General features: G+C 71.8%; 19 protein-coding genes and 1 riboswitch. Of the genes, 13 read left to right on the top strand and 6 right to left on the bottom strand.

Going from position 1 to position 17,706, the window contains the following annotated elements; translation table 11 throughout:
- Positions 1 to 73: 73 nt before the first annotated feature.
- The 3 genes from O7616_RS14830 (at position 74) to O7616_RS14820 (ending at position 3,195) form a co-directional block, all read left to right on the top strand.
- Positions 74 to 802, top strand: coding sequence for a hypothetical protein (locus O7616_RS14830; RefSeq protein ID WP_282307326.1), 729 nt, complete (start codon positions 74 to 76; stop codon positions 800 to 802).
- A 170-nt stretch (positions 803 to 972) separates the two neighbouring features.
- The gene (locus tag O7616_RS14825) at positions 973 to 2,229 is read left to right on the top strand and encodes a hypothetical protein (RefSeq protein ID WP_282261222.1); all 1,257 of its coding nucleotides are present in this window, start codon (positions 973 to 975) and stop codon (positions 2,227 to 2,229) included.
- Between the two features lie 102 nt (positions 2,230 to 2,331).
- On the top strand, positions 2,332 to 3,195 hold the full coding sequence (locus tag O7616_RS14820; RefSeq protein WP_282307325.1) for an alpha/beta fold hydrolase: 864 nt from the start codon (positions 2,332 to 2,334) through the stop codon (positions 3,193 to 3,195).
- A 27-nt stretch (positions 3,196 to 3,222) separates the two neighbouring features.
- On the opposite strand, the gene O7616_RS14815 is transcribed toward O7616_RS14820, so the two are convergent.
- Positions 3,223 to 3,393, bottom strand: a complete 171-nt coding sequence (locus tag O7616_RS14815; protein WP_282261224.1) for a hypothetical protein — start codon at positions 3,391 to 3,393, stop codon at positions 3,223 to 3,225.
- A gap of 198 nt (positions 3,394 to 3,591) precedes the next feature.
- Between O7616_RS14815 and O7616_RS14810 the strand changes: the two genes are divergently transcribed.
- The gene (locus tag O7616_RS14810) at positions 3,592 to 4,221 is read left to right on the top strand and encodes a hypothetical protein (protein ID WP_269680126.1); all 630 of its coding nucleotides are present in this window, start codon (positions 3,592 to 3,594) and stop codon (positions 4,219 to 4,221) included.
- A 73-nt stretch (positions 4,222 to 4,294) separates the two neighbouring features.
- Positions 4,295 to 4,798, top strand: coding sequence for a hypothetical protein (locus O7616_RS14805; protein ID WP_282307324.1), 504 nt, complete (start codon positions 4,295 to 4,297; stop codon positions 4,796 to 4,798).
- A gap of 6 nt (positions 4,799 to 4,804) precedes the next feature.
- Here the strand turns inward: O7616_RS14805 and O7616_RS14800 are convergent, their stop codons facing one another.
- Entirely contained in the window at positions 4,805 to 5,716 is a 912-nt protein-coding gene (locus tag O7616_RS14800; protein ID WP_282307323.1) for a DUF72 domain-containing protein, read from the bottom strand.
- A 124-nt stretch (positions 5,717 to 5,840) separates the two neighbouring features.
- Between O7616_RS14800 and O7616_RS14795 the strand changes: the two genes are divergently transcribed.
- Entirely contained in the window at positions 5,841 to 6,344 is a 504-nt protein-coding gene (locus O7616_RS14795; protein WP_282307321.1) for a DinB family protein, read from the top strand.
- A gap of 18 nt (positions 6,345 to 6,362) precedes the next feature.
- Here O7616_RS14795 and O7616_RS14790 read toward each other — a convergent pair whose 3' ends face one another.
- Positions 6,363 to 8,420 carry a glycogen debranching N-terminal domain-containing protein gene (locus O7616_RS14790; protein ID WP_282307320.1) on the bottom strand — a complete coding sequence of 686 codons (2,058 nt, stop codon included), beginning with the start codon at positions 8,418 to 8,420 and terminating at the stop codon, positions 6,363 to 6,365.
- Positions 8,417 to 8,824: an SCP2 sterol-binding domain-containing protein gene (locus O7616_RS14785; protein ID WP_282307319.1), complete on the bottom strand. Its 408-nt coding sequence runs from the start codon at positions 8,822 to 8,824 to the stop codon at positions 8,417 to 8,419. Before O7616_RS14785 ends, O7616_RS14790 begins: the two co-directional genes overlap by 4 nt.
- 154 nt (positions 8,825 to 8,978) lie before the next feature.
- On the opposite strand from O7616_RS14785, the gene O7616_RS14780 reads away from it, so the two are divergent.
- On the top strand, positions 8,979 to 10,025 hold the full coding sequence (locus O7616_RS14780) for an NAD(P)-dependent alcohol dehydrogenase (RefSeq protein ID WP_282307318.1): 1,047 nt from the start codon (positions 8,979 to 8,981) through the stop codon (positions 10,023 to 10,025).
- An 8-nt stretch (positions 10,026 to 10,033) separates the two neighbouring features.
- Here the strand turns inward: O7616_RS14780 and O7616_RS14775 are convergent, their stop codons facing one another.
- Positions 10,034 to 10,543 carry a DUF664 domain-containing protein gene (locus tag O7616_RS14775; RefSeq protein ID WP_282307317.1) on the bottom strand — a complete coding sequence of 170 codons (510 nt, stop codon included), beginning with the start codon at positions 10,541 to 10,543 and terminating at the stop codon, positions 10,034 to 10,036.
- A 78-nt stretch (positions 10,544 to 10,621) separates the two neighbouring features.
- Between O7616_RS14775 and O7616_RS14770 the strand changes: the two genes are divergently transcribed.
- Together O7616_RS14770 and O7616_RS14765 are read left to right on the top strand one after the other, a co-directional pair.
- Complete coding sequence (locus O7616_RS14770) at positions 10,622 to 11,137, top strand: 2'-5' RNA ligase family protein (protein WP_282307316.1); 516 nt, start codon at positions 10,622 to 10,624, stop codon at positions 11,135 to 11,137.
- Positions 11,138 to 11,321: 184 nt separating this feature from the next.
- Positions 11,322 to 11,507: a hypothetical protein gene (locus tag O7616_RS14765; RefSeq protein WP_282307315.1), complete on the top strand. Its 186-nt coding sequence runs from the start codon at positions 11,322 to 11,324 to the stop codon at positions 11,505 to 11,507.
- A 15-nt stretch (positions 11,508 to 11,522) separates the two neighbouring features.
- Here O7616_RS14765 and corA read toward each other — a convergent pair whose 3' ends face one another.
- Positions 11,523 to 12,653: a magnesium/cobalt transporter CorA gene (gene corA / locus O7616_RS14760; protein WP_282307314.1), complete on the bottom strand. Its 1,131-nt coding sequence runs from the start codon at positions 12,651 to 12,653 to the stop codon at positions 11,523 to 11,525.
- A gap of 169 nt (positions 12,654 to 12,822) precedes the next feature.
- On the opposite strand from corA, the gene O7616_RS14755 reads away from it, so the two are divergent.
- The 4 genes from O7616_RS14755 to O7616_RS14740 all read left to right on the top strand — a co-directional run bounded on the left by O7616_RS14755 (position 12,823) and on the right by O7616_RS14740 (position 17,686).
- Complete coding sequence (locus O7616_RS14755) at positions 12,823 to 14,781, top strand: amino acid transporter (protein ID WP_282307313.1); 1,959 nt, start codon at positions 12,823 to 12,825, stop codon at positions 14,779 to 14,781.
- Between the two features lie 86 nt (positions 14,782 to 14,867).
- Positions 14,868 to 14,979: riboswitch (SAM riboswitch) on the top strand.
- 276 nt (positions 14,980 to 15,255) lie between these two features.
- Entirely contained in the window at positions 15,256 to 16,134 is an 879-nt protein-coding gene (locus O7616_RS14750; RefSeq protein WP_282307312.1) for an ABC transporter substrate-binding protein, read from the top strand.
- 38 nt (positions 16,135 to 16,172) lie between these two features.
- Complete coding sequence (locus O7616_RS14745; protein WP_282307311.1) at positions 16,173 to 16,946, top strand: amino acid ABC transporter permease; 774 nt, start codon at positions 16,173 to 16,175, stop codon at positions 16,944 to 16,946.
- The gene (locus tag O7616_RS14740) at positions 16,943 to 17,686 is read left to right on the top strand and encodes an amino acid ABC transporter ATP-binding protein (RefSeq protein ID WP_282307310.1); all 744 of its coding nucleotides are present in this window, start codon (positions 16,943 to 16,945) and stop codon (positions 17,684 to 17,686) included. The genes O7616_RS14745 and O7616_RS14740 overlap by 4 nt, the downstream gene beginning before the upstream one ends.
- Positions 17,687 to 17,706: the final 20 nt, after the last annotated feature.

Here is a 17,706-nt window from a genome sequence, read left to right as displayed (position 1 = left end):
CGCAGAGAGACAGTCGCCGGTACGCTCACGACGATCGCGGCCGATCGAGTGCACGAGTCAGGAGGCGGTCGGGGTGGACGAGACGACACGTGCGGCTCTGCGGCGTTCCCTCGGCACGCGCGCCCGGCGGCTGCTGCTCGTCGGCACCGTGCTGGCGGGGCTGCTGGCCGCCGTGGCGCTGGTCGCGGCGGCGGCTCCCGCCGACCGGACGTTCGCCGCACTGTCGGAGACGGTGCAGAGCCTGATGTCGGTCGTGACGCCGCTCTTCGGCATCCTGCTCGTCTGCGACCTGCGCGGGGCGCGGGCCGACCTCGGCCGCCGAGCGGGGTCGCCGGCCCAGCCCGGCCCGGTCCGGGTCCTGCCCAGTGTGCTCGCGGTGGGGTTGCCGGCCGTCGTCGTCGCCGTCGCCGGAGTGCTGATCTGCGCCGCGACGCTGGCCCTCACTCCGGCCGCCGTCGCCGACGAGCCGTGGCGGCACGCCGGGACGGTGGCGGTGGGCAGCGTGCTGGTGCAGATCGTCGCCGGTCTGGTCGGCACCGGGCTGGGTCTGCTGCTGCGGTCGACTGTGGTCGCGTTCCTCGCCACGATCGTCCTGCCGTTGGGCCTGTTCGCGCTGCTGGGCGGCGTGGAGGCCGCGCAGCCGTGGCTGACCCCGTTCGGCAGCGTGCGCAACCTGCTCTCCGGGGACATGAGCCTGCTGCGGTGGGCGCAGTGGTTGTGCGTACTGCTGCTCTGGGGTGTCGGTCTGAACGTCGCCGGAGCGATGGTGCTGAAGCGCCGCGGCGGCCCGGCCGGCGGCTAGCCCGGCGTTTTCCACCCGGCTGACACGGGTCCGTCTCGGTGAGGCGGGCCCGCGTTCGCGTGCGTGTCCTTCATCGAACGAATCTGTTACGGGCCATTGACGCCCGTTGCACGGGGGTGATGTGATCTCGCTCTCAGAGAATCTTTCATCTTTCGATGGATGGGGGCCCCATGCCCAGGTTCCGGCGTACCGCGCTCGCCGCGGGACTGACGATCGCCATGGCAGCGCTGTCGACAGCCGTCGCGCTGCCCGCACCCGCGTCCGCCGCGCTGCCCACCGCCGCGGTGGCCCTCGGGGACAGCTTCATCAGCGGCGAGGGCGCCGGGGCGTACACCCCGGTGGTCGACGCCAACGGGGTCACGCAGGGCTTCCCCGGCTGGACGGCGGCGAACAACAACGCGTTCTTCTGCCACCGCTCGGCGAACGCCTCGCTCCACCAGGCCAACCTGCCGGGCATCCAGAACCGGTTCAACCTGGCCTGCTCCGGCGGCCAGCCACACGACATCGCCAACGCGTCGCAGGCGCGCACCAACGGTCGCACCGTGGCGGCGCAGCTCGACCAGCTCCGCGCCGTCGCGCAGACCCAGGACATCGACCTGGTGCTGATCGGCCTCGGCTCCAACAACAGCTCGTTCACCTTCGGCAGCGTCGCGGAGAAGTGCGCCAACCGCTTCATCGCCGACGCGTGGACCGGCTGGTGGGAGTTCTGGGCCTACCTGGGCGGCCCGGTCGAGCAGAAGCCGTGCAGCGACGCCGACCTGGCCACCGCCGCGCAGCTCAGCGCCGCGACCGCGGAGACCACCGCGGCGGTACGCCAGATCCTGACCACCCTGGACCAGGTGGACGCGGACGGGCAGCACCGGGTGGTGTTCCAGGACTACACGAACCCGCTGCCGCTGGACCTGAACCCGCAGTTCCACGAGGAGGACGGCCGCGACGACACCCGGGACAAGTTCCGTGACCTGGGTGCCGAGCGGTACGCGGGCGGCTGCCCGATCCACCGGGCCAGCCTCGCCCCCGGTCACCGCTTCTCGCAGGGCCTGGGCACCATCGTGAAGTCCACCCGGGACACTCTGGCCGCCGAGTTCCCGGCCGACGACCTGGTGTACCTGAACGTGCAGCAGGCCTTCAACGGCGCCCGGCTGTGTGAGCAGACGAGCAGCCCGTCGGGCGCGCTGGCGACCCCGATCCGGCTTCAGGACGGCGCGACCGGCACCTTCGTCACCAGCCTCGCCGGCAAGGACAAGATCGCCATCCAGCGGATCGCCAACACCTGCGTGAGCTACTTCCAGACCTGCCAGGAGTCGTGGCACCCGAACGCCACCGGGCACCAGGTGCTCGGTGCGTGCCTGAGCGGCGCTGCCACCACCAGCGCCCGGTCGGTGGCCTGCGTACGCGCCGGCAACGGGACGATCTCCGTCTCCTGAACCGGCTCGTCAGCCGGAGGGCTCCGCCGCCGGGCGGGGCCCTCCGGCGCGTCCCACCGGCTGCGGCTACCCGCCGGTAACGTCGGGTCGTAAGCTGAGCCGATGAACGGGGAGCCGGAGTACGCGCAGGAGTTCGTCGATGTCGACGGTGGCCGGTTGGGTGTGCACGTCTATCCGGAGCCGCCCGGCACGACGGACGCCCCGGTGGTGGTGATCTGGCCCGCCATGGGGGTCCGCGCCCGCTACTACCGGCCCTTCGCCGCCGAACTACGCGCCGCCGGCCTGGCCGTCGTCGTGGCCGACCTCCGTGGCACCGGCACGAGCACCCCCGCGCCGAGCCGGGCCGACCGGTACGGCTACTCGGAGCTGGCCGGCGACATCGGCGCCGTCCTGGCGGCGCTCAAGCCCCGACTCGACGGACGCCGCCGGCTCCTGCTCGGGCACTCCCTCGGCGGGCAGGCCGCGCTGCTGCATCTCGCCCTGCGCGGCGAAGACGAGGTGGACGGGCTGGCGCTGATCGCTGTCGGCATCCCGTACTGGCGAAGCTACCCGGGTCGGCGGGGCCTCGGCGTGCTGCCGTACACCCAGGGGATCGCCGCCACCGCGGCGCTGCTGCGGGTCTGGCCGGGCTGGGGCTTCGGCGGCCGGCAGGCGCGCGGCGTCATCCGCGACTGGGCCCACACCGCGCGGACCGGCCGTTTCCCGCGCCTCGACGGCGCGGACACCGAAGCGGCGGTACGCGCGGTGCGAACCCCGGTGCTCGCCGTCAGCGTGGACGCCGACCAGTTCACCCCGCACGAGACGATGGACCATCTCTGCGCGAAGCTCACCGGCGCCCCGGTGACCCGGGAGCGCTACACCCAGGAGCAGGCCGGTGCCCCACTGGACCACTTCACCTGGGTCCGGGCGAGCACGCGGCTGGCGCGGCGGATCGCCGAGTTCGTCGACGACCTGCCGCCCCGCTGAGACGTACCGGCCGATCCGGCCGGGCGCTCACTCGTCCTGGTCCAGCGGCACCAGCTCGTCGTCGCGTTCCACCTGGATCGCGGCGTGGTCCCTGCGCGGCGCGACCTCAGCCGTGTTCCGGTGCGGGTCGTTGTCGGGGTGCATGAGCACGGCGTCTGTTTTGGGGGTCTTCTCCCGGCTCTCGTCCGGCTGCGACATCGCGTTCCCCTCTCGTCGGCGTCGCTTGCGGAGGTACCCGCCATCGCGCGAAGGACTCCTGCCGGGGGCGACGCGACCCACCGACGCCCGCAACGTCCCCCACCTGCCGGTACGGCAGCGGATCGGCCCGTGCGGGGCGGGGTTAGCCGCCCGAGCGGCGGGTAAGCCGCACCGCCCGACACGGCGGAAGGGGATCACATGTCCGAACGGCACACCGCACTGCGTTCGATGCACGATCTGGGTCTGGCGGCCTGGTTCGGCGGCTCCCTCATGGGTGCCTTCGGCGTCAACGGCGCAGCGGCGAAGATCAGCGACTCGACTCAGCGACTCCCGGTCGCGTCGGCGGGATGGTCCAAGTGGACCCCGGTCAACGCGGCGGCGATCGGCGCCCACCTGGCCGGCGCGGTCGGCGAACTGGTGACGGAGAGCCCACGGGTGGCGGCACAGTCCGGCGTCGGCCGGGCCAGCGCCATCAAGACCGCGTTGACGATCGGCGCGCTGGCGGTGACCGGCTACAGCCGACTGGTCGGCATGCGGCTGGAGAAGGCAGGCGGCCCGTCGGTGAGCGGCGCCACCGAGCCGAACCACCAGACGCCGGCCAGCGTGGCCTCCTCGCAGCGGCAGATGAAGCTGCTCCAGTGGGCCATCCCGGCGCTGACCGGGACCCTGGTGGTGGTCACCGCGTACATGGGTGAGCAGCAGAAACCGGGGCAGGTGTTCCGGGGGATGCTCGGCCGGGCCGGTGGGATGAGGGGCGCCTCGAAGACGATGATCAAGATGGCCGGGATGAGCAACGGCAAGCGGCCGATGGCGATGGCCGGACGCTGAACGTCGGACCGGTGGGCGTCCCGCCGCCACCTCGACGGCGGGGCGCTCTCCGGCCCTCCGCGGGCGCGTCGGCGTGACGACGGTGGCCCGCGGCGACGCGGACGCGCAGGACGGCACATCGTCCCGTTCGGTCCGCCGCTACCGGCGGACGCGCGGGGACGGCACATCGTCCGCCGGTTCCGGCGGACCGACGAGCGGGGTGGCCATGGCGGCGCACGAGGGACGCAGGGGCGACGACGACCGGCTGGAGCCGGAGGCGGTGAATCCGTGGGGCACCGGCGACGGCTTCGACGCCGACGCGCCCTGGGGCACGGACGAGGACTCGCCGATGGACGAGGGCAGCGAGGAGACCGCGGTGCCCGAGGGACGGCGCGGGGAGCGGCGCGCGGGCGCCCCGACGGGCCGCCACGACCCGGCCGGACGGCACGGTTTCGGCTCGGTGGAACCCACCCGTGCCCCGATGGCCGGACCGGGCGCCCCACCGGATCCCGCGCCCAGCGGACGGACCTTCCCCGACGACGCCGACATCGGCGAGTCGACGCAGGACGCGTTGCGCGCCCGGGGCCGGCGCTCCTAGGAGCCGTCAGCCGGTGGCCGACGTGGCCGGCGCCCGGCCGTCGATCATCGTCTCGTGGAGCAGTTGCGCCAGCCGGGTGGCATTGCGTTGGGCCTGCCCGGCGCAGCAGTTGTTGAACAGCACGTGCAGGTCGTCGGCGTCGGCGGCCACCTCGGCCAGCAGCCCGGCCCAGTGCCGGAGTTCGTCCTCGGCGTACGCGTACCGGAACTTCTCCTGCTTGTCACCGCCGCCCCACGCCGCACTGTGGCCATGGAACCGGACGATCGCCGGCTGCGCCGTCGTGGTCAGGATCGGGGGCACCGACGAGGGGTGCCCCTGCGGCATGTCCACGCAGACCAGGGACAGGTCGTGGTCGCGCAACAGATCCAGGGTGTCCGCTGCCGCCGCGCCGTCGAACCAGGACCCGTGCCGCAGCTCCACGCCGACCCGCCACGGCCGGCAGCGCTGCGCCAGCTCCACGATGCGGCGCTCGGCTGCGGCGCTACGCACCAGCCACGGCGGAAACTGCACCATCACCGCGCCCAGCTTGCCGGCCGCCGCGATCGGGTCGAGGGCCGCGCGGAAGCGGGCCCACAGCTCGTCGTACGCCTGCGGCGGCAGGTCGCGTCGGCGGATCCGGCTCGGGCCGGCGGTCGGGCGTAGGTCCCTCGGCAGCGCGGCGACCGGCGTCGGGTGACCGGTGAAGAGGCTGAAGGCCTTGACGTCGAACGTGAAGTCGTCCGGAGTGGCGTCGACCCAGCCGTGGGTGGTCTCGGGGACCGGGACCGCGTAGTAGGACGTGTCCACCTCGACCAGTGGGAACCGGCCCGCGTAGAAGCCCAGCCGGCGGGCCGGCGTGTTGGCCGATCGCGGGTACCAGCCGGAGCGCAGCAACGACTGGTCCGCCCAGGACGACGTGCCCACCTTGATGACACCCATGTCATTCAGTGGACAACCACGGGCGTGGATCGGCAACCGCTGGCGGTGTCGGGGCCGGAAAGTGTCGGTGCCCCGTCCTACGGTGACACCCAGGTTCGAACGGACAGCGACGAGGGGTGGCGCCATGACCGGCATCGAGCAGCTCACCGGTGAGCGGGCCGACCTGCTAGAGACACTGCGCAAGCACCGGGGTTTCCTCCTGCACACGGTCAACGGGCTCACCGACGAGCAGGCGGCGGCCCGTCCCACCGTCAGCGGGCTCTGCCTCGGTGGCCTCGTCAAGCACGTGACCAACGTCGAGCACCGCTGGATGCTCTTCGCCGTGGGCGGCGCGGAGGCGATGGAGCGCGCCGAGATCGACTGGGTCGGTCAGTTCCAGATGGCGCCGGGCGAGACCCTGGCCGGGCTGGTCGAGCGCTTCCAGGAGGTGGCCGACCACACCGACGAGTTGCTCACGACCCTCGACCTGGACGCGGCGCACCCGTTGCCGCAGGCGCCCTGGTTCGAGCCGGGCGCGAGCTGGACGGTTCGGCGGGTGTTGCTGCACCTGATCGCCGAGACGTCCCAGCACGCGGGGCACGCCGACATCCTGCGGGAGTCGATCGACGGCGCCCGGACCATGGGCTGACAGACGTCTCTCGGCCACTCAAGGCAGGCGGTGGCGGTGTGCTGTGGTCCGGTCCCTGGCGTACGCGTCGGAGCGATGCCAGCGGCCCGGGATGTCGAGCAGCTCCAACCGACCGAATCCCTCCGGCACGGCCGGGTTGACCAGCAGGTTGTCGCCGGTGGGTCGCAGCCCCAGCATGGTGCCCAGCAGCATCAGCAACGCCCCCGACGACCATGCCTGCGGGCGACCGGCCGCCGGCACCTGGACGGGATACTTGGTCAGGGACCGATCGTGGCCGGCGATCATCTCCGGCACCGCGCCACCGAGGGTCTGTGCCAGGTCGAAGACGCCGCCCGCGATCGTGGCCGCGTGGGCGTCGAACCGGTAGCGGCGCAGCCCGGCGGCGATCAGGGCGTTGTCCGCCGGCCACACCGCGCCCAGGTGTGACCCCATCGGGTTGTACGGCCGCTGCCCGGTGGCGAAGGTCCGCACCCCCCAACCGCTGAACAACCGCGACCCGACCAGGTGCTCGGCGACGAAACCGGCGCGGTCGTCCGCGACGATCCCGCTCCACAGCAGGTGCCCCATGTTGGACGACAACGCGTCGACCGGCTCGCCGTACGGGTCGAGGGCCAACGCGTAGTACTCCTGGTGCGGCAGCCAGAAGTCCCGGTTGAAGCGTTCCTTGAGCGCCGCGGCCTCCCGCTCCAGCCGGTCGGCGTACGCGGGGTCGCCCCAGAACTCCCGCGCCAGCCGGGCGCCACGCCTCTTCGCGTCGTACGCGTAGCCCTGCAACTCGCAGGTGGCGCGGGGGAAGGCGGGTTCCTGGCCGTGCGCGTCCGTGATCGCGTCCGGCGTGTCCTTCCAACACTGGTTGATCGCGCCGCTGCGGTCGTTGCGCGTCTGGTAGCGCACGTAGCCGTCCCCGGTCAGGTCGCCGTACTCGTCGATCCAGTCCAACGCCATGCGGGCCGGTTGGCGCAGTTCGTGCACCAGGTCCGCGTCACCGGACCAGCGCTCGTACTCGTCGAGCAGGATCACGAAGAGCGGGGTGGTGTCCGCCGCGCCGTAGTACAACGCGTTCGCCCGGTCGCCGAACGCGCCGGACTCGCCGTAGCGCAGGTGGGCCAGGATCTTGCCCGGCTCCTCGTCCAGGTCGTCGTCGAGTCGAGCACCCTGGAGGAACGCCAGCATCCGCAGTGTCGCGGGAGCCAGCTCGGGGGTGAACGCCATCGTCTGCAGGCAGGTGATGATGCTGTGCCGTCCGCACAACCACATCGTCCACGGCAGACCGGCGATCGGCACCCGTTCGCGCAAGGACCACGGCTTGTACCGCAGTGCCGCCAGGTCGGCCAGGGCACCTCGGTACATCTCCTCCAGACCGTCGCGTTCGGCGACCAGCGTCGGAGCCCGGTCCATCCAGTCCGCCAGGTCCTCACGCATCCCGCCCCGCACGGCCCGCTGGTGCGACTCCAGGGAGGCGCGTACGTCCTGGCCGCCTTCGCCGCCCATGTTCATGGCGATGTGCAGGTCGGTCTCCCACTTGCCTTCCGGGGCCACCCGGATCCGGAACGTCATCCCCTGCTCGTCCACCTCGACCGGAGCGGTGCTCTGCACTGTGGTCTGGCGGACGAACCGTTGCCGCTGGTAGCGCAGCACGAGCTGGCGCTTGGCCGAGTCGGGGGTGACCTCGACGACCCGCCGCCGGAGATGACCGATCTCCGCGATGTCGGTGAAGTCGCTGCCCATCTCCAACCGCACGGTGAACTCGGCCGTCTCCGGCGAGTGGTTGAGCACGGTGATGTTCTCGTGGGCACAGTCGTGGATCGAGCGGTGCCGGATGATCGACACGTCGGCGTCGACGTAGTGGCTCGCCGCACCGGGGACCAGGAAGAACCGGGTCTCGAAATACGTCATGTCGTCACGGGACAACGCGTTGATCCGTTCGCCGTCGATGGTGAGCACCCAGTGCGACAGGAAGCGGGTGTCGTACGCGAAGAGACCGACGGGTGTCCGCGCGTCGGCCTCGATGTCGCCCTGGGCGTCGCTGATGGCGAACACGTTGCCGGCGATGACGTGCAGCAGTTCCTGCTTCACGACCGACCCCCCCGAGCGGCCGGCGCGGCCCGACCCGCCAGGGCGGCCCGGCCCAGCTCCCGAGGGTGGCGGGCGTCGGCCGGCCCGGCGAAGATTCGCCGCAGCACCAGCAGCAGGCGCATCTCGCCCCGCATCGTCAGCTCGTTGCGCAGCATCGCGGCGCCGGGATGCAACTCACCGTTGACCATGCGGTCGAACACCCAGCGGTCCGCGCGGACCACCAGGTCGGCGTCGTCAGCCGAGCGGGTCACCCGCACGTGCTGGTCGGCGATGGTCAGGTACCAGTGGTCGGTGAAGCCGTCGCCGCGGACGTCCAGCCGCAGCGTGCCCGCTATGGTCTCCGGCAGGTCGGGGCGCCGACCGGCGTCCAACTGTCGCAGGTACTGCTCTGCCGTCGCGCCCATCAGGTCCCCTCCCCACGGTTCTCCGCAGGATCACCCCCGCCCGGGTGAGGCCGCCTCACCCGGAACGGGTGAGCGGCCGACGCGCCGATGCCCGCTCGTTTGGGTGGCGGCGAAGAGGGCAGCCAAACGGTTCCGTCGAGTGAGGGAGCACCGGATGCGCGCGCTGCGGTTGCCGGAGTGGAGGTCGACGCCGGATTTGGTCGAGGTCCCCGACCCGACGCCCGGGCCGGGTCAGGTTCTGGTCCGGATCGGTGGTGCCGGCGCCTGCCATTCCGACCTGCACCTGATGGACGAGTTCGAGCCGGGCACCATGCCCTGGAACCCACCGTTCACCCTCGGCCACGAGAACGCCGGCTGGGTGCACGCTCTCGGCGACGGGGTGAGCGGACTGTCCGTCGGGCAGCCGGTGGCCGTGTTCGGCGCGTGGGGCTGCGGCACCTGCGCCCGGTGCCGGGTCGGTGTCGACACGTACTGCGAGAACCCGGCCGGCGCGCCGGTGCCGAGCGGTGGCGGCGGGCTCGGACTGGACGGGGGCATGGCCGAGTTCGAGCTGGTCCCGGACGCGCGACACGTCGTACCCCTACCGGAGGGGCTGGATCCGGCCGACGCCGCACCGTTGACCGACGCCGGGCTCACCCCGTACCACGCGATCCGCCGCTCCTGGCCGAAACTGCCGCCCGGCAGCACCGCCGTGGTGATCGGAGTCGGTGGGTTGGGGCACGTGGGCGTGCAGATCCTCAAGGCCACCACCGCCGCTCGCGTCCTCGCCGTGGACAACCGCGCCGAGGCGTTACGGCTGGCCGAGGAGTGCGGCGCCGACCGAGCGATCATGTCCGGTCCGAGCGCCGCCGAGGAGATCCGGCAGGCCACCGGCGGTCGGGGCGCCGACGTGGTGCTGGACTTCGTCGGTAACGACGCCACCCTCGCCCTGGGCGTGGCGACGGCCCGCACGGTGGGCGACCTGACCATCGTGGGTCTCGGCGGCGGCACCGTGGGGGTGTCGTTCTTCTCCGTGCCCTACGAGGTGAGCATCGCGACCACCTACTGGGGTAGTCGCCCGGAACTGGTCGAGGTGCTCGACCTGGGCGCCCGTGGTCTGATCCGGCCGACGACCACCCGGTTCACGCTGGAGGACGCGCTCGACGCGTACCAGCGGATGCGCGACGGCACGCTGGAGGGCCGGGCCGTGATCGTGCCGTGAGCCGGCGGTCAGCCGTTCTCGATCAGTCCGCGCAGGTAGGCGGCCTGACCCACGTGTTGCAGGTCGTCCTCGGCGACGCTGACCAGCCGGACGCCGAGGGTGACCGGCGGGTCCCACGCCTCGTCGACGACGCGGTCCAGGTCCGCCGGGCGCAGACCGGCCAGGAACTCTCCGGTACGCGACGCGACCGCCCCGTAGTAGTCGATCAACGCCTGCGCGCTCTCCGGCCGTACCGCCGCGACCTGCGCGGGCGAATGCCCGTAGCCGGTGTCGTCGGGGTCGGCGGTGAGGCCGAACCGCCCGGCCCAGTCGCCACTCACCCAGATCTGCTCGGCGTCGAGCAGCTCGGCGACGTGATGGTCCTGCACCCGGGTGAGGTGCCAGACCAGCCAGCCGATCGAGTTGTGGCCCGGTGCCGGTTGGTGGCGCAGATGCTCCGGGCTGAGGCCGTCCACCGCCGCGCGGACGAGGTCGGGCAGCCGGTCGTAGGTTTCGGTCAACAGATCACTCACGTCCACCGGGCACGCCTCCTGGTCGGTTTCCGGTCAGGTACCGCCGAGGGCGGGTGCCCAAACCTCGGCCAGTACGGTGATCGAATGGTCGCGGCGGTGGAGTTGTACCTGGACCCGGACGCCACCCGCCGGATCCGGGTGCTGTGGGACGCGCTGGAGACCGAGGGCGTGCAGAGCATGCGCTCACTGCTGGAGCACCGTCACCGTCCGCACGTCTCGTTGGCGGTGGCGCCCCGCTTCGATCCGGAGGCGGTCGCCGCGGCCCTGCACGGCACGGTGGTGGCCGCTCCCCTACGGCTCGAATTCCAGCACGCCGGCCAGTTCGTCGGTCGGGTGCTCTGGCTCGGCCCGACGCCCACCCCGGAGCTACTGGCCCACCACCGCACGGTCCACGACCGGCTCACCGCCGCCGGCATCCCGTTGACCGAGCACTACCAGCCGGGCCGCTGGGTGCCGCACTGCACGCTCTCCATGCGGGTGCCGAACGCGCTGATGGCCGCCGCGGTGCGCCGCTGCCTGGAGGTGTTGCCGCTGAGCGCGACAGTGGTCGGGGCGGCCCTCACCGACCACGCGCGGGGCATCGCCCACCCGCTCCCCTGATGCTTTGCGGAAATGTCCGGTTTGGCGGGCGTCAGTCGGGAAACTGAAAACAAGCGGTGATTATGCGCTCTGACGTGGGATGGTTCGACGTAGATGCCGTCCTGCCGAGCGTGGTTCGCCCGGCCTGTGGCGCGGGGCTCCCGCCGCGCCGCCCTCGGCGGCCTCCACGAGAGGGGCAGTGCCTATGCAGGCTCAGCGCAGGCCACCGCGAGCGGAGCGGAGCCAGAACCGGGACGACCGGACCGCCGGCGGCCTGACCGGGGCGGCCACGCCCCTGACCATCTGGGCCGCCGCCGTCCTGCTCGGCCGGATCAGCGCCGGCGACGACGACATCGAGGACGAGCGGCACATCCTGCGCGGCATCGAGTGATCCGCGCCGGGCGGCTCACAGCCAGCCGCGCCGCTTGAAGATCAGATAGAGGGTCCCGCAGACCAGCAGCATCAACAGCAGCGCGAACAGGTAACCGAAGCGCCAGTGCAACTCCGGCATGTGGACGAAGTTCATTCCGTACACGGTGCCGATGAGCGTGGGAGCGAACAGGATCGCCGCCCAGGACGAGACCTTCTTCAGCTCCTCGTTCTGCGCGTAACTGGCCGCCGTGAGGCTCCGCATCTCCTCGTTCTGCTGCTGCGAGACGAGTGTGGCGTTGACGGTGAGGATGTTCTGCAACAGGTGCCGAAACCCGTCGACGCGTTCCACCACCTGGGTCAGGTGGTCGGTCACGTCCCGCAGATAGCGGCGCAGCTCCTCGTCCGTGTCGGCACCGCCCGCGCCGTCGGCCAGCGCGTCGAGCACCGCGAGCAGGGGTCGCGCGGCGCGCTGAAACTGGATCACCTCGCGGCTCAGGCCGTAGATGCGCCGGCTCGCGTTCGGGTCGCCGCCGAACACCTGGGTCTCGATCTCGTCGATGTCGTTCTCCAGCCCGGCCACGACCGGCGCGTACCCGTCGACGACCTGGTCGAGGATCGCGTACAGGACCGCCTCGGGGCCCCGGGCGAGCATCTGCGCCTCGACCTCCATGCGCCGCCGCACCGCGGCCAGATCCGGTGCCTCACCGTGCCGGACGGTGATCACGAAACCCGGCCCGATGAACAGGTGCAACTCGGAGAACTCGACCTCCTCCCGAAGGTCGTCGTAGCGGGCGGCGCGGAGCACCACGAACAGCGTCTCGCCGTAGCGTTCCAGCTTGGGCCGCTGGTGGGCGTTGATCGCGTCCTCGACCGCCAGGTCGTGCAGCCGGAATTCCCGCGCCAGCGAGGTGATCTGCTCGATGTCGGGCCGGTACAGCCCGATCCAGGCCATCGCGCCGTCCTGCTCCTGTAGGCAGCGGTACGTCTCGGCCAGGCCGGACGGCGACGCGAACCGGTGCCCGTGGAGGTAGACGGCGCTGTCCACCAGGCCGCCGGCGGGCGGAGCGGGCGGCTCCGTGGACGGTGGCACGCCGACAGTGGTCTCGTACTCGTCGAGTTGGCGACCGAAGCCACCACCCGGGCGGAAGCGACGGCCACCGACCATGCCCCTGTCCCCTCCCCGGTGAGGCCCGGTCCGGCACACTCCCGCCAACCCGGAGGCGCTGCTTCCCCGGTGTCCCGAGGGCGAAACCCGCAGTGGGGCGAGGTGGGTTCCGCGCACCGGCGGACGGGCGCGTCGCCCAGGGCGGATACTCACGGTGACCAGGGGCGGTATGACGGGGGACGCGCCGGTGGAGGTCGACGGACGCGCGGGCCGGCTGCGGGAGTGGCTGCTGCGTGCCGGCGCGGAGGAACCCGTGCAGCACCCGGGGCCGCACGGGCGTCCACCGGAGCACCGGCACCACCCCTGGTGGAAGGTGATGTGCCTGACCGGTGTCGACTACTTCTCGACGCTGGGCTACCAGCCGGGCATCGCGGCCCTCGCCGCCGGGGCGCTCTCGCCGGTGGCGACCCTGGTGCTGGTGCTGGTGACCCTGCTGGGCGCACTGCCGGTCTACCGACGGGTCGCGGCGGAGAGCCCGCACGGCGAGGGCTCCATCGCGATGCTGGTACGCCTGCTGAGCTACTGGCCGGGCAAGCTGCTGGTGCTGGTGCTGCTCGGTTTCGCGGCCACCGACTTCATCATCACCATCACCCTCTCGGCGGCCGACGCCACCGCGCACATCGACGAGAACCCGTTCTGGCCGAGCGCGCTCAAGGGGCACGAGGTGCTGCTCACGCTGCTGCTCGTGGCACTGCTGGGCGCGGTGTTCCTCAAGGGATTCACCGAGGCCATCGGGATCGCCGTCGTCCTGGTCGCGGTCTACCTGACGCTGAACGCGGTGGTGGTCGCCGACGCGCTGTGGCGGGTGGTGACGCACCCGAGCGCGGTCGAGGACTGGACCACCGCGTTGACCACCGGCCACGGCGATCCGTGGATGGTGGTCGCGTTGTCGCTGTTGGTCTTCCCGAAGTTGGCGCTGGGTCTCTCCGGCTTCGAGACCGGGGTGGCCGTGATGCCGAGCGTGCGGGGCGACCCGCGGGACACCGAGGCACGACCGCTGGGCCGCATCCGTGGCACTCGCCGCCTGCTCACCACCGCCGCCGTGATCATGAGCGTCTTCCTGATCACCAGCAGCGTGACGACCACGATCCTGATCCCACCGGAGGCGTTCCAGCCCGGCGGGCCGGCGAACGGCCGGGCGCTGGCCTATCTGGCGCACGCCCACCTCGGGGAGGCGTTCGGCACCGTCTACGACCTGTCCACCATCGGGATCCTCTGGTTCGCCGGGGCGTCGGCGATGGCCGGGCTGCTCAACCTCGTACCCCGCTATCTGCCCCGCTACGGCATGGCACCGACCTGGGCGCGGGCGGTCCGGCCGCTGGTGCTGGTCTTCACCGCGGTGGCGTTCCTGATCACGGTCGTCTTCGAGGCCAGCGTCGACGCGCAGGGTGGCGCGTACGCGACAGGGGTTCTGGTGTTGATCACCTCGGCGGCGACGGCCGTGACCCTCGCGGCGGTGCGGCACCGGCAGCGCGGCCGCACGATCGCGTTCGGCACCATCGCGGTGATCTTCGTCTACACCACGCTGGCGAACGTGGTGGAACGCCCCGACGGCGTCAAGATCGCGGCCTGTTTCATCGGCGGGATCATCGTGGTCTCACTGCTCTCCCGGTTGTCCCGCGCCTTCGAGCTGCGGGTCGACCGCGTCGAGCTGGACCCGGTGGCGACCCGGATGATCAGCGAGCGTGACGGACGACGGATCCGCCTCATCGCCCACGAGCCGGACGGTCGGGACGAGGCGGAGTACCAGGCCAAGCTGGCGCAGACCATGGCGGACAACGACTTCCCCGACGCCGGCGACGTGCTCTTCGTGGAGGTGCGGGTCACCGACCCGTCGGACTTCGAAACCGAATTGGTGGTGACCGGCCGCCTGGTCGGCGGCCAGCACTCGGTGCTCAGTGTGACCAGCTCCGCGGTGCCCAACGCGCTCGCCGCCCTGCTGCTGGAGATCCGGGACCGGACCGGTCGGCGCCCCCACATCTACTTCGAGTGGACCGAGGGCGGCCCGGGCCGCAACGTCCTGCGCTACCTGGCGTTCGGGCAGGGTGAGATCGCCTCCGTCACCCGGGAGATCCTGCGCCGCCACGAGCCCGATCCGCGCCGACGGCCACACGTGCACGCCGGCTGACCGGAGTGCCGGCCACCCGTCTCCCCTGGTGAGCGTGGTCATAACGACTGGACGACCCACCCGTGCCTGCTGCTAGCCTCGGCGCAGGTCATGAGCGCCAGCGCGAAGCCCCGGCTCGCTGGCCGGCAACCCTCCTCCGCGGTGGGGTGCCCCGGGTGAAGACCAGGCACCGACAGGACGTCGGTGCAAGCGTGGCCTGGCACCCAGGTCAGCACAGACCCGGGAGAACCATGCGCATCCTCAGCACCGCCCCGCCGACCGGCATCGCGGACGTCCGCGTCGGTCGCCCCTCGCCGGCACTGATCCGGCGACGGCACGTGGACATGATGCGAATGTGCAGCGCCGCGTGTCGTCGCGGCAGCACGCACTAGCGCAGCACTCCTCCCGAACCTCCCTCACCGGTACGCCCATCGGGCGCACCGCCGGCGACGCACGTCCCGTGCGTGCCGGTACGCGACCTTCTCGGAGACACCCGTGCGACTTCTTCCTGCCCTGACCCGTGCCACCGCCCTGGGCGCAGCCGCCGTCCTGGCCGCCACCGCGCTCACCGCCTGCGGCGGCGACAGCTCGTCCGACAGCGGCGCCAACCCGTACGGCCTGGCGCAGCCGGGCGTGCTGCGGGCCGGCACGCTCACCGACGCCCCGCCGAACGTGTACCTCAAGGACGGCAGGTTCACCGGCTTCGACAACGACCTACTGACCGCCGTGGCCGGCAAGCTCGGCCTCCGCGTCGAGTTCGTCGGCACCGACTTCTCGGCGTTGCTCTCCCAGGTCAACAACCACAAGTTCGACGTCGGCAGCTCCTCGATCACCATCACCGAGGCACGGAAGAAGACCGTCGACTTCGGCAACGGCTACGACTTCGGCTACTTCGGTCTGGACGTCCCGGCGGGCTCGCCGATCACCGGCTTCGACCAGCTCGCCGGCAAGCGGGTCGTGGTGGTGCAGGGCACCGTGCAGGACGACTACGCCACCGGCAAGCAGCTCGACCCGGTGCGGGTGCCGGACTACAACGGCGCGATCAACCAGCTCAAGGCCGGCACCGCCGACGCGTGGATCGCCCCGGCGGAGATCGGCGAGAAGTCGGCCGCCGACAGCAACGGCAAGATCACCGTGGCGGCCAAGCAGCTCAGCCCGGCACCGACCGCGTACGCCGTCGCGAAGGGCGGCGACGAGCTGCGCGAGGCGCTGAACAAGGCTCTCGACGAGGTCATCGCGGACGGCACCTGGAGCCGGTTGCAGGCCCAGTACTACCCGGGCCGCCCGATCCCGGCGGACTTCAAGCCGGGCAGCGGCGCGGTCACGCCGTCGGCGGCCACGTCAGCCGCGCCGTCGGCGTCGGCCGCCTCCTGAGCGGTGACGAGCGAGCAGGACGGTAGGAGAGGCGACCGATGGATCCGTTGAGCACCCTCTGGGAGACGTTCTTCGACCTCGACGCGATGCGCGAGGCGCTGCCCGAGATGCTGACCGTCGGGTTACCGAACACGCTGATCCTGGCGGTCTCCGCCGCCCTGCTCGGCTCGGTGCTGGGCCTGCTGCTGGCCGTCGCCGGGATCTCCCGCAGCCGGTGGTTGCGCTGGCCGGCGCGGGTCTACACCGACGTGTTCCGGGGGCTGCCGGCCGCGGCGACGATCCTGCTGATCGGCGTCGGGCTGGCCCCGCTGGGCATGCAGGTCTGGGGTCCGGACCCCTACCCGTTGGGGATCCTGGCGCTGTCGCTGATCGCCGCCGCGTACATCGGGGAGATCTTCCGCTCCGGCATCCAGTCGGTGGAGGCCGCCCAGTTGGAGGGCGCCCGCGCGCTCGGCTTCTCCTGGAGCGACTCGATGCGGCTGGTGATCATCCCGCAGGGCGTCCGGCGGGTCCTGCCGGCCTGGGTCAACCAGCTCATCGCGCTGATCAAGGACTCCAGCCTGGTCTACTTCCTCGGCCTGGTGGCCAGCCAACGGGAGCTGTTCCGGATCGGGCAGGACTACGCGGCCACCACCGGCAACGAGTCCGCGCTGCTCCTGGCCGGGCTCTTCTACCTGGCGCTGACGGTACCGCTGACGCACGTCGTCAACTGGATCGACAGGCGGCTGCGCCAGGGCCGGCCGACCGCCGCGCCGACCGACGAGGACGACGACCTCCCGTTGCCCGCCACCGTTCAGGGAGACCGGCGATGACCACCGACACCACCACCTCGGTCAGCCTCGACGTCCGCGACGTGCACCTCGCCTTCGGGCCGAACCGGGTGCTGCGCGGCGTCGACCTGACCGTGCCACGCGGCGCGACGGCCTGCGTGATCGGCCCGTCCGGGTCCGGCAAGTCCACACTCCTGCGCACCATCAACCGACTGATCGAGCCGGACCGTGGCGACGTGCTGTTGGACGGGCGCAGCGTGCTGGGCGACGACCCGGACGGCCTGCGGCAGCGGGTCGGGATGGTCTTCCAACAGTTCAACCTGTTCCCGCACATGAGCGTGCTGCGCAACGTCACCCTCGCGCTGCGCCGGCTGCGCAAGCTCGGCGAGGACGAGGCGGAGGCCGTCGCCCGGGCCCAACTGGACCTGGTGGGGTTGGCGGCCAAGGCCGACGCACGACCGGCGCAGCTCTCCGGCGGTCAGCAGCAACGGGTGGCGATCGCCCGGGCGCTGGCGCTGCGGCCCGAGGTGATGCTCTTCGACGAGGCCACCTCGGCGCTCGACCCGGAGCTGATCAAGGGTGTGCTCGGGGTGATGGCCGACCTGTCCGCCGCGGGCATGACCATGGTGGTGGTCACCCACGAGATGGGCTTCGCCCGGCAGGTCGCCGACACCGTCGCCTTCATGGACCGGGGAGTCGTGCTGGAGGCCGGGCCGCCCGAGGCGGTCTTCGAACGGGCCGAGCACCCCCGGCTTCGCCGGTTCCTGTCCCAGGTGCTCTAGCCGCCACGGCTCCCAGTTGC

Source organism: Micromonospora sp. WMMD964, assembly GCF_029581455.1.
GTDB lineage: Bacteria > Actinomycetota > Actinomycetes > Mycobacteriales > Micromonosporaceae > Micromonospora.
This window is presented reverse-complemented; position numbering and strand designations above follow the sequence as displayed.

Coding starts and splice junctions, on each gene's coding strand:
- O7616_RS14800 (WP_282307323.1), bottom strand. CDS start 5,716: ATGGGTGTCATCAAGGTGGGCACGTCGTCCTGGGCGGACCAGTCGTTG.
- O7616_RS14780 (WP_282307318.1), top strand. CDS start 8,979: ATGCGCGCGCTGCGGTTGCCGGAGTGGAGGTCGACGCCGGATTTGGTC.
- O7616_RS14825 (WP_282261222.1), top strand. CDS start 973: ATGCCCAGGTTCCGGCGTACCGCGCTCGCCGCGGGACTGACGATCGCC.
- O7616_RS14740 (WP_282307310.1), top strand. CDS start 16,943: ATGACCACCGACACCACCACCTCGGTCAGCCTCGACGTCCGCGACGTG.
- O7616_RS14745 (WP_282307311.1), top strand. CDS start 16,173: ATGGATCCGTTGAGCACCCTCTGGGAGACGTTCTTCGACCTCGACGCG.
- O7616_RS14755 (WP_282307313.1), top strand. CDS start 12,823: ATGACGGGGGACGCGCCGGTGGAGGTCGACGGACGCGCGGGCCGGCTG.
- O7616_RS14810 (WP_269680126.1), top strand. CDS start 3,592: ATGTCCGAACGGCACACCGCACTGCGTTCGATGCACGATCTGGGTCTG.
- O7616_RS14820 (WP_282307325.1), top strand. CDS start 2,332: ATGAACGGGGAGCCGGAGTACGCGCAGGAGTTCGTCGATGTCGACGGT.
- O7616_RS14815 (WP_282261224.1), bottom strand. CDS start 3,393: ATGTCGCAGCCGGACGAGAGCCGGGAGAAGACCCCCAAAACAGACGCC.
- O7616_RS14785 (WP_282307319.1), bottom strand. CDS start 8,824: ATGGGCGCGACGGCAGAGCAGTACCTGCGACAGTTGGACGCCGGTCGG.
- O7616_RS14770 (WP_282307316.1), top strand. CDS start 10,622: ATGGTCGCGGCGGTGGAGTTGTACCTGGACCCGGACGCCACCCGCCGG.
- O7616_RS14765 (WP_282307315.1), top strand. CDS start 11,322: ATGCAGGCTCAGCGCAGGCCACCGCGAGCGGAGCGGAGCCAGAACCGG.
- corA (WP_282307314.1), bottom strand. CDS start 12,653: ATGGTCGGTGGCCGTCGCTTCCGCCCGGGTGGTGGCTTCGGTCGCCAA.
- O7616_RS14795 (WP_282307321.1), top strand. CDS start 5,841: ATGACCGGCATCGAGCAGCTCACCGGTGAGCGGGCCGACCTGCTAGAG.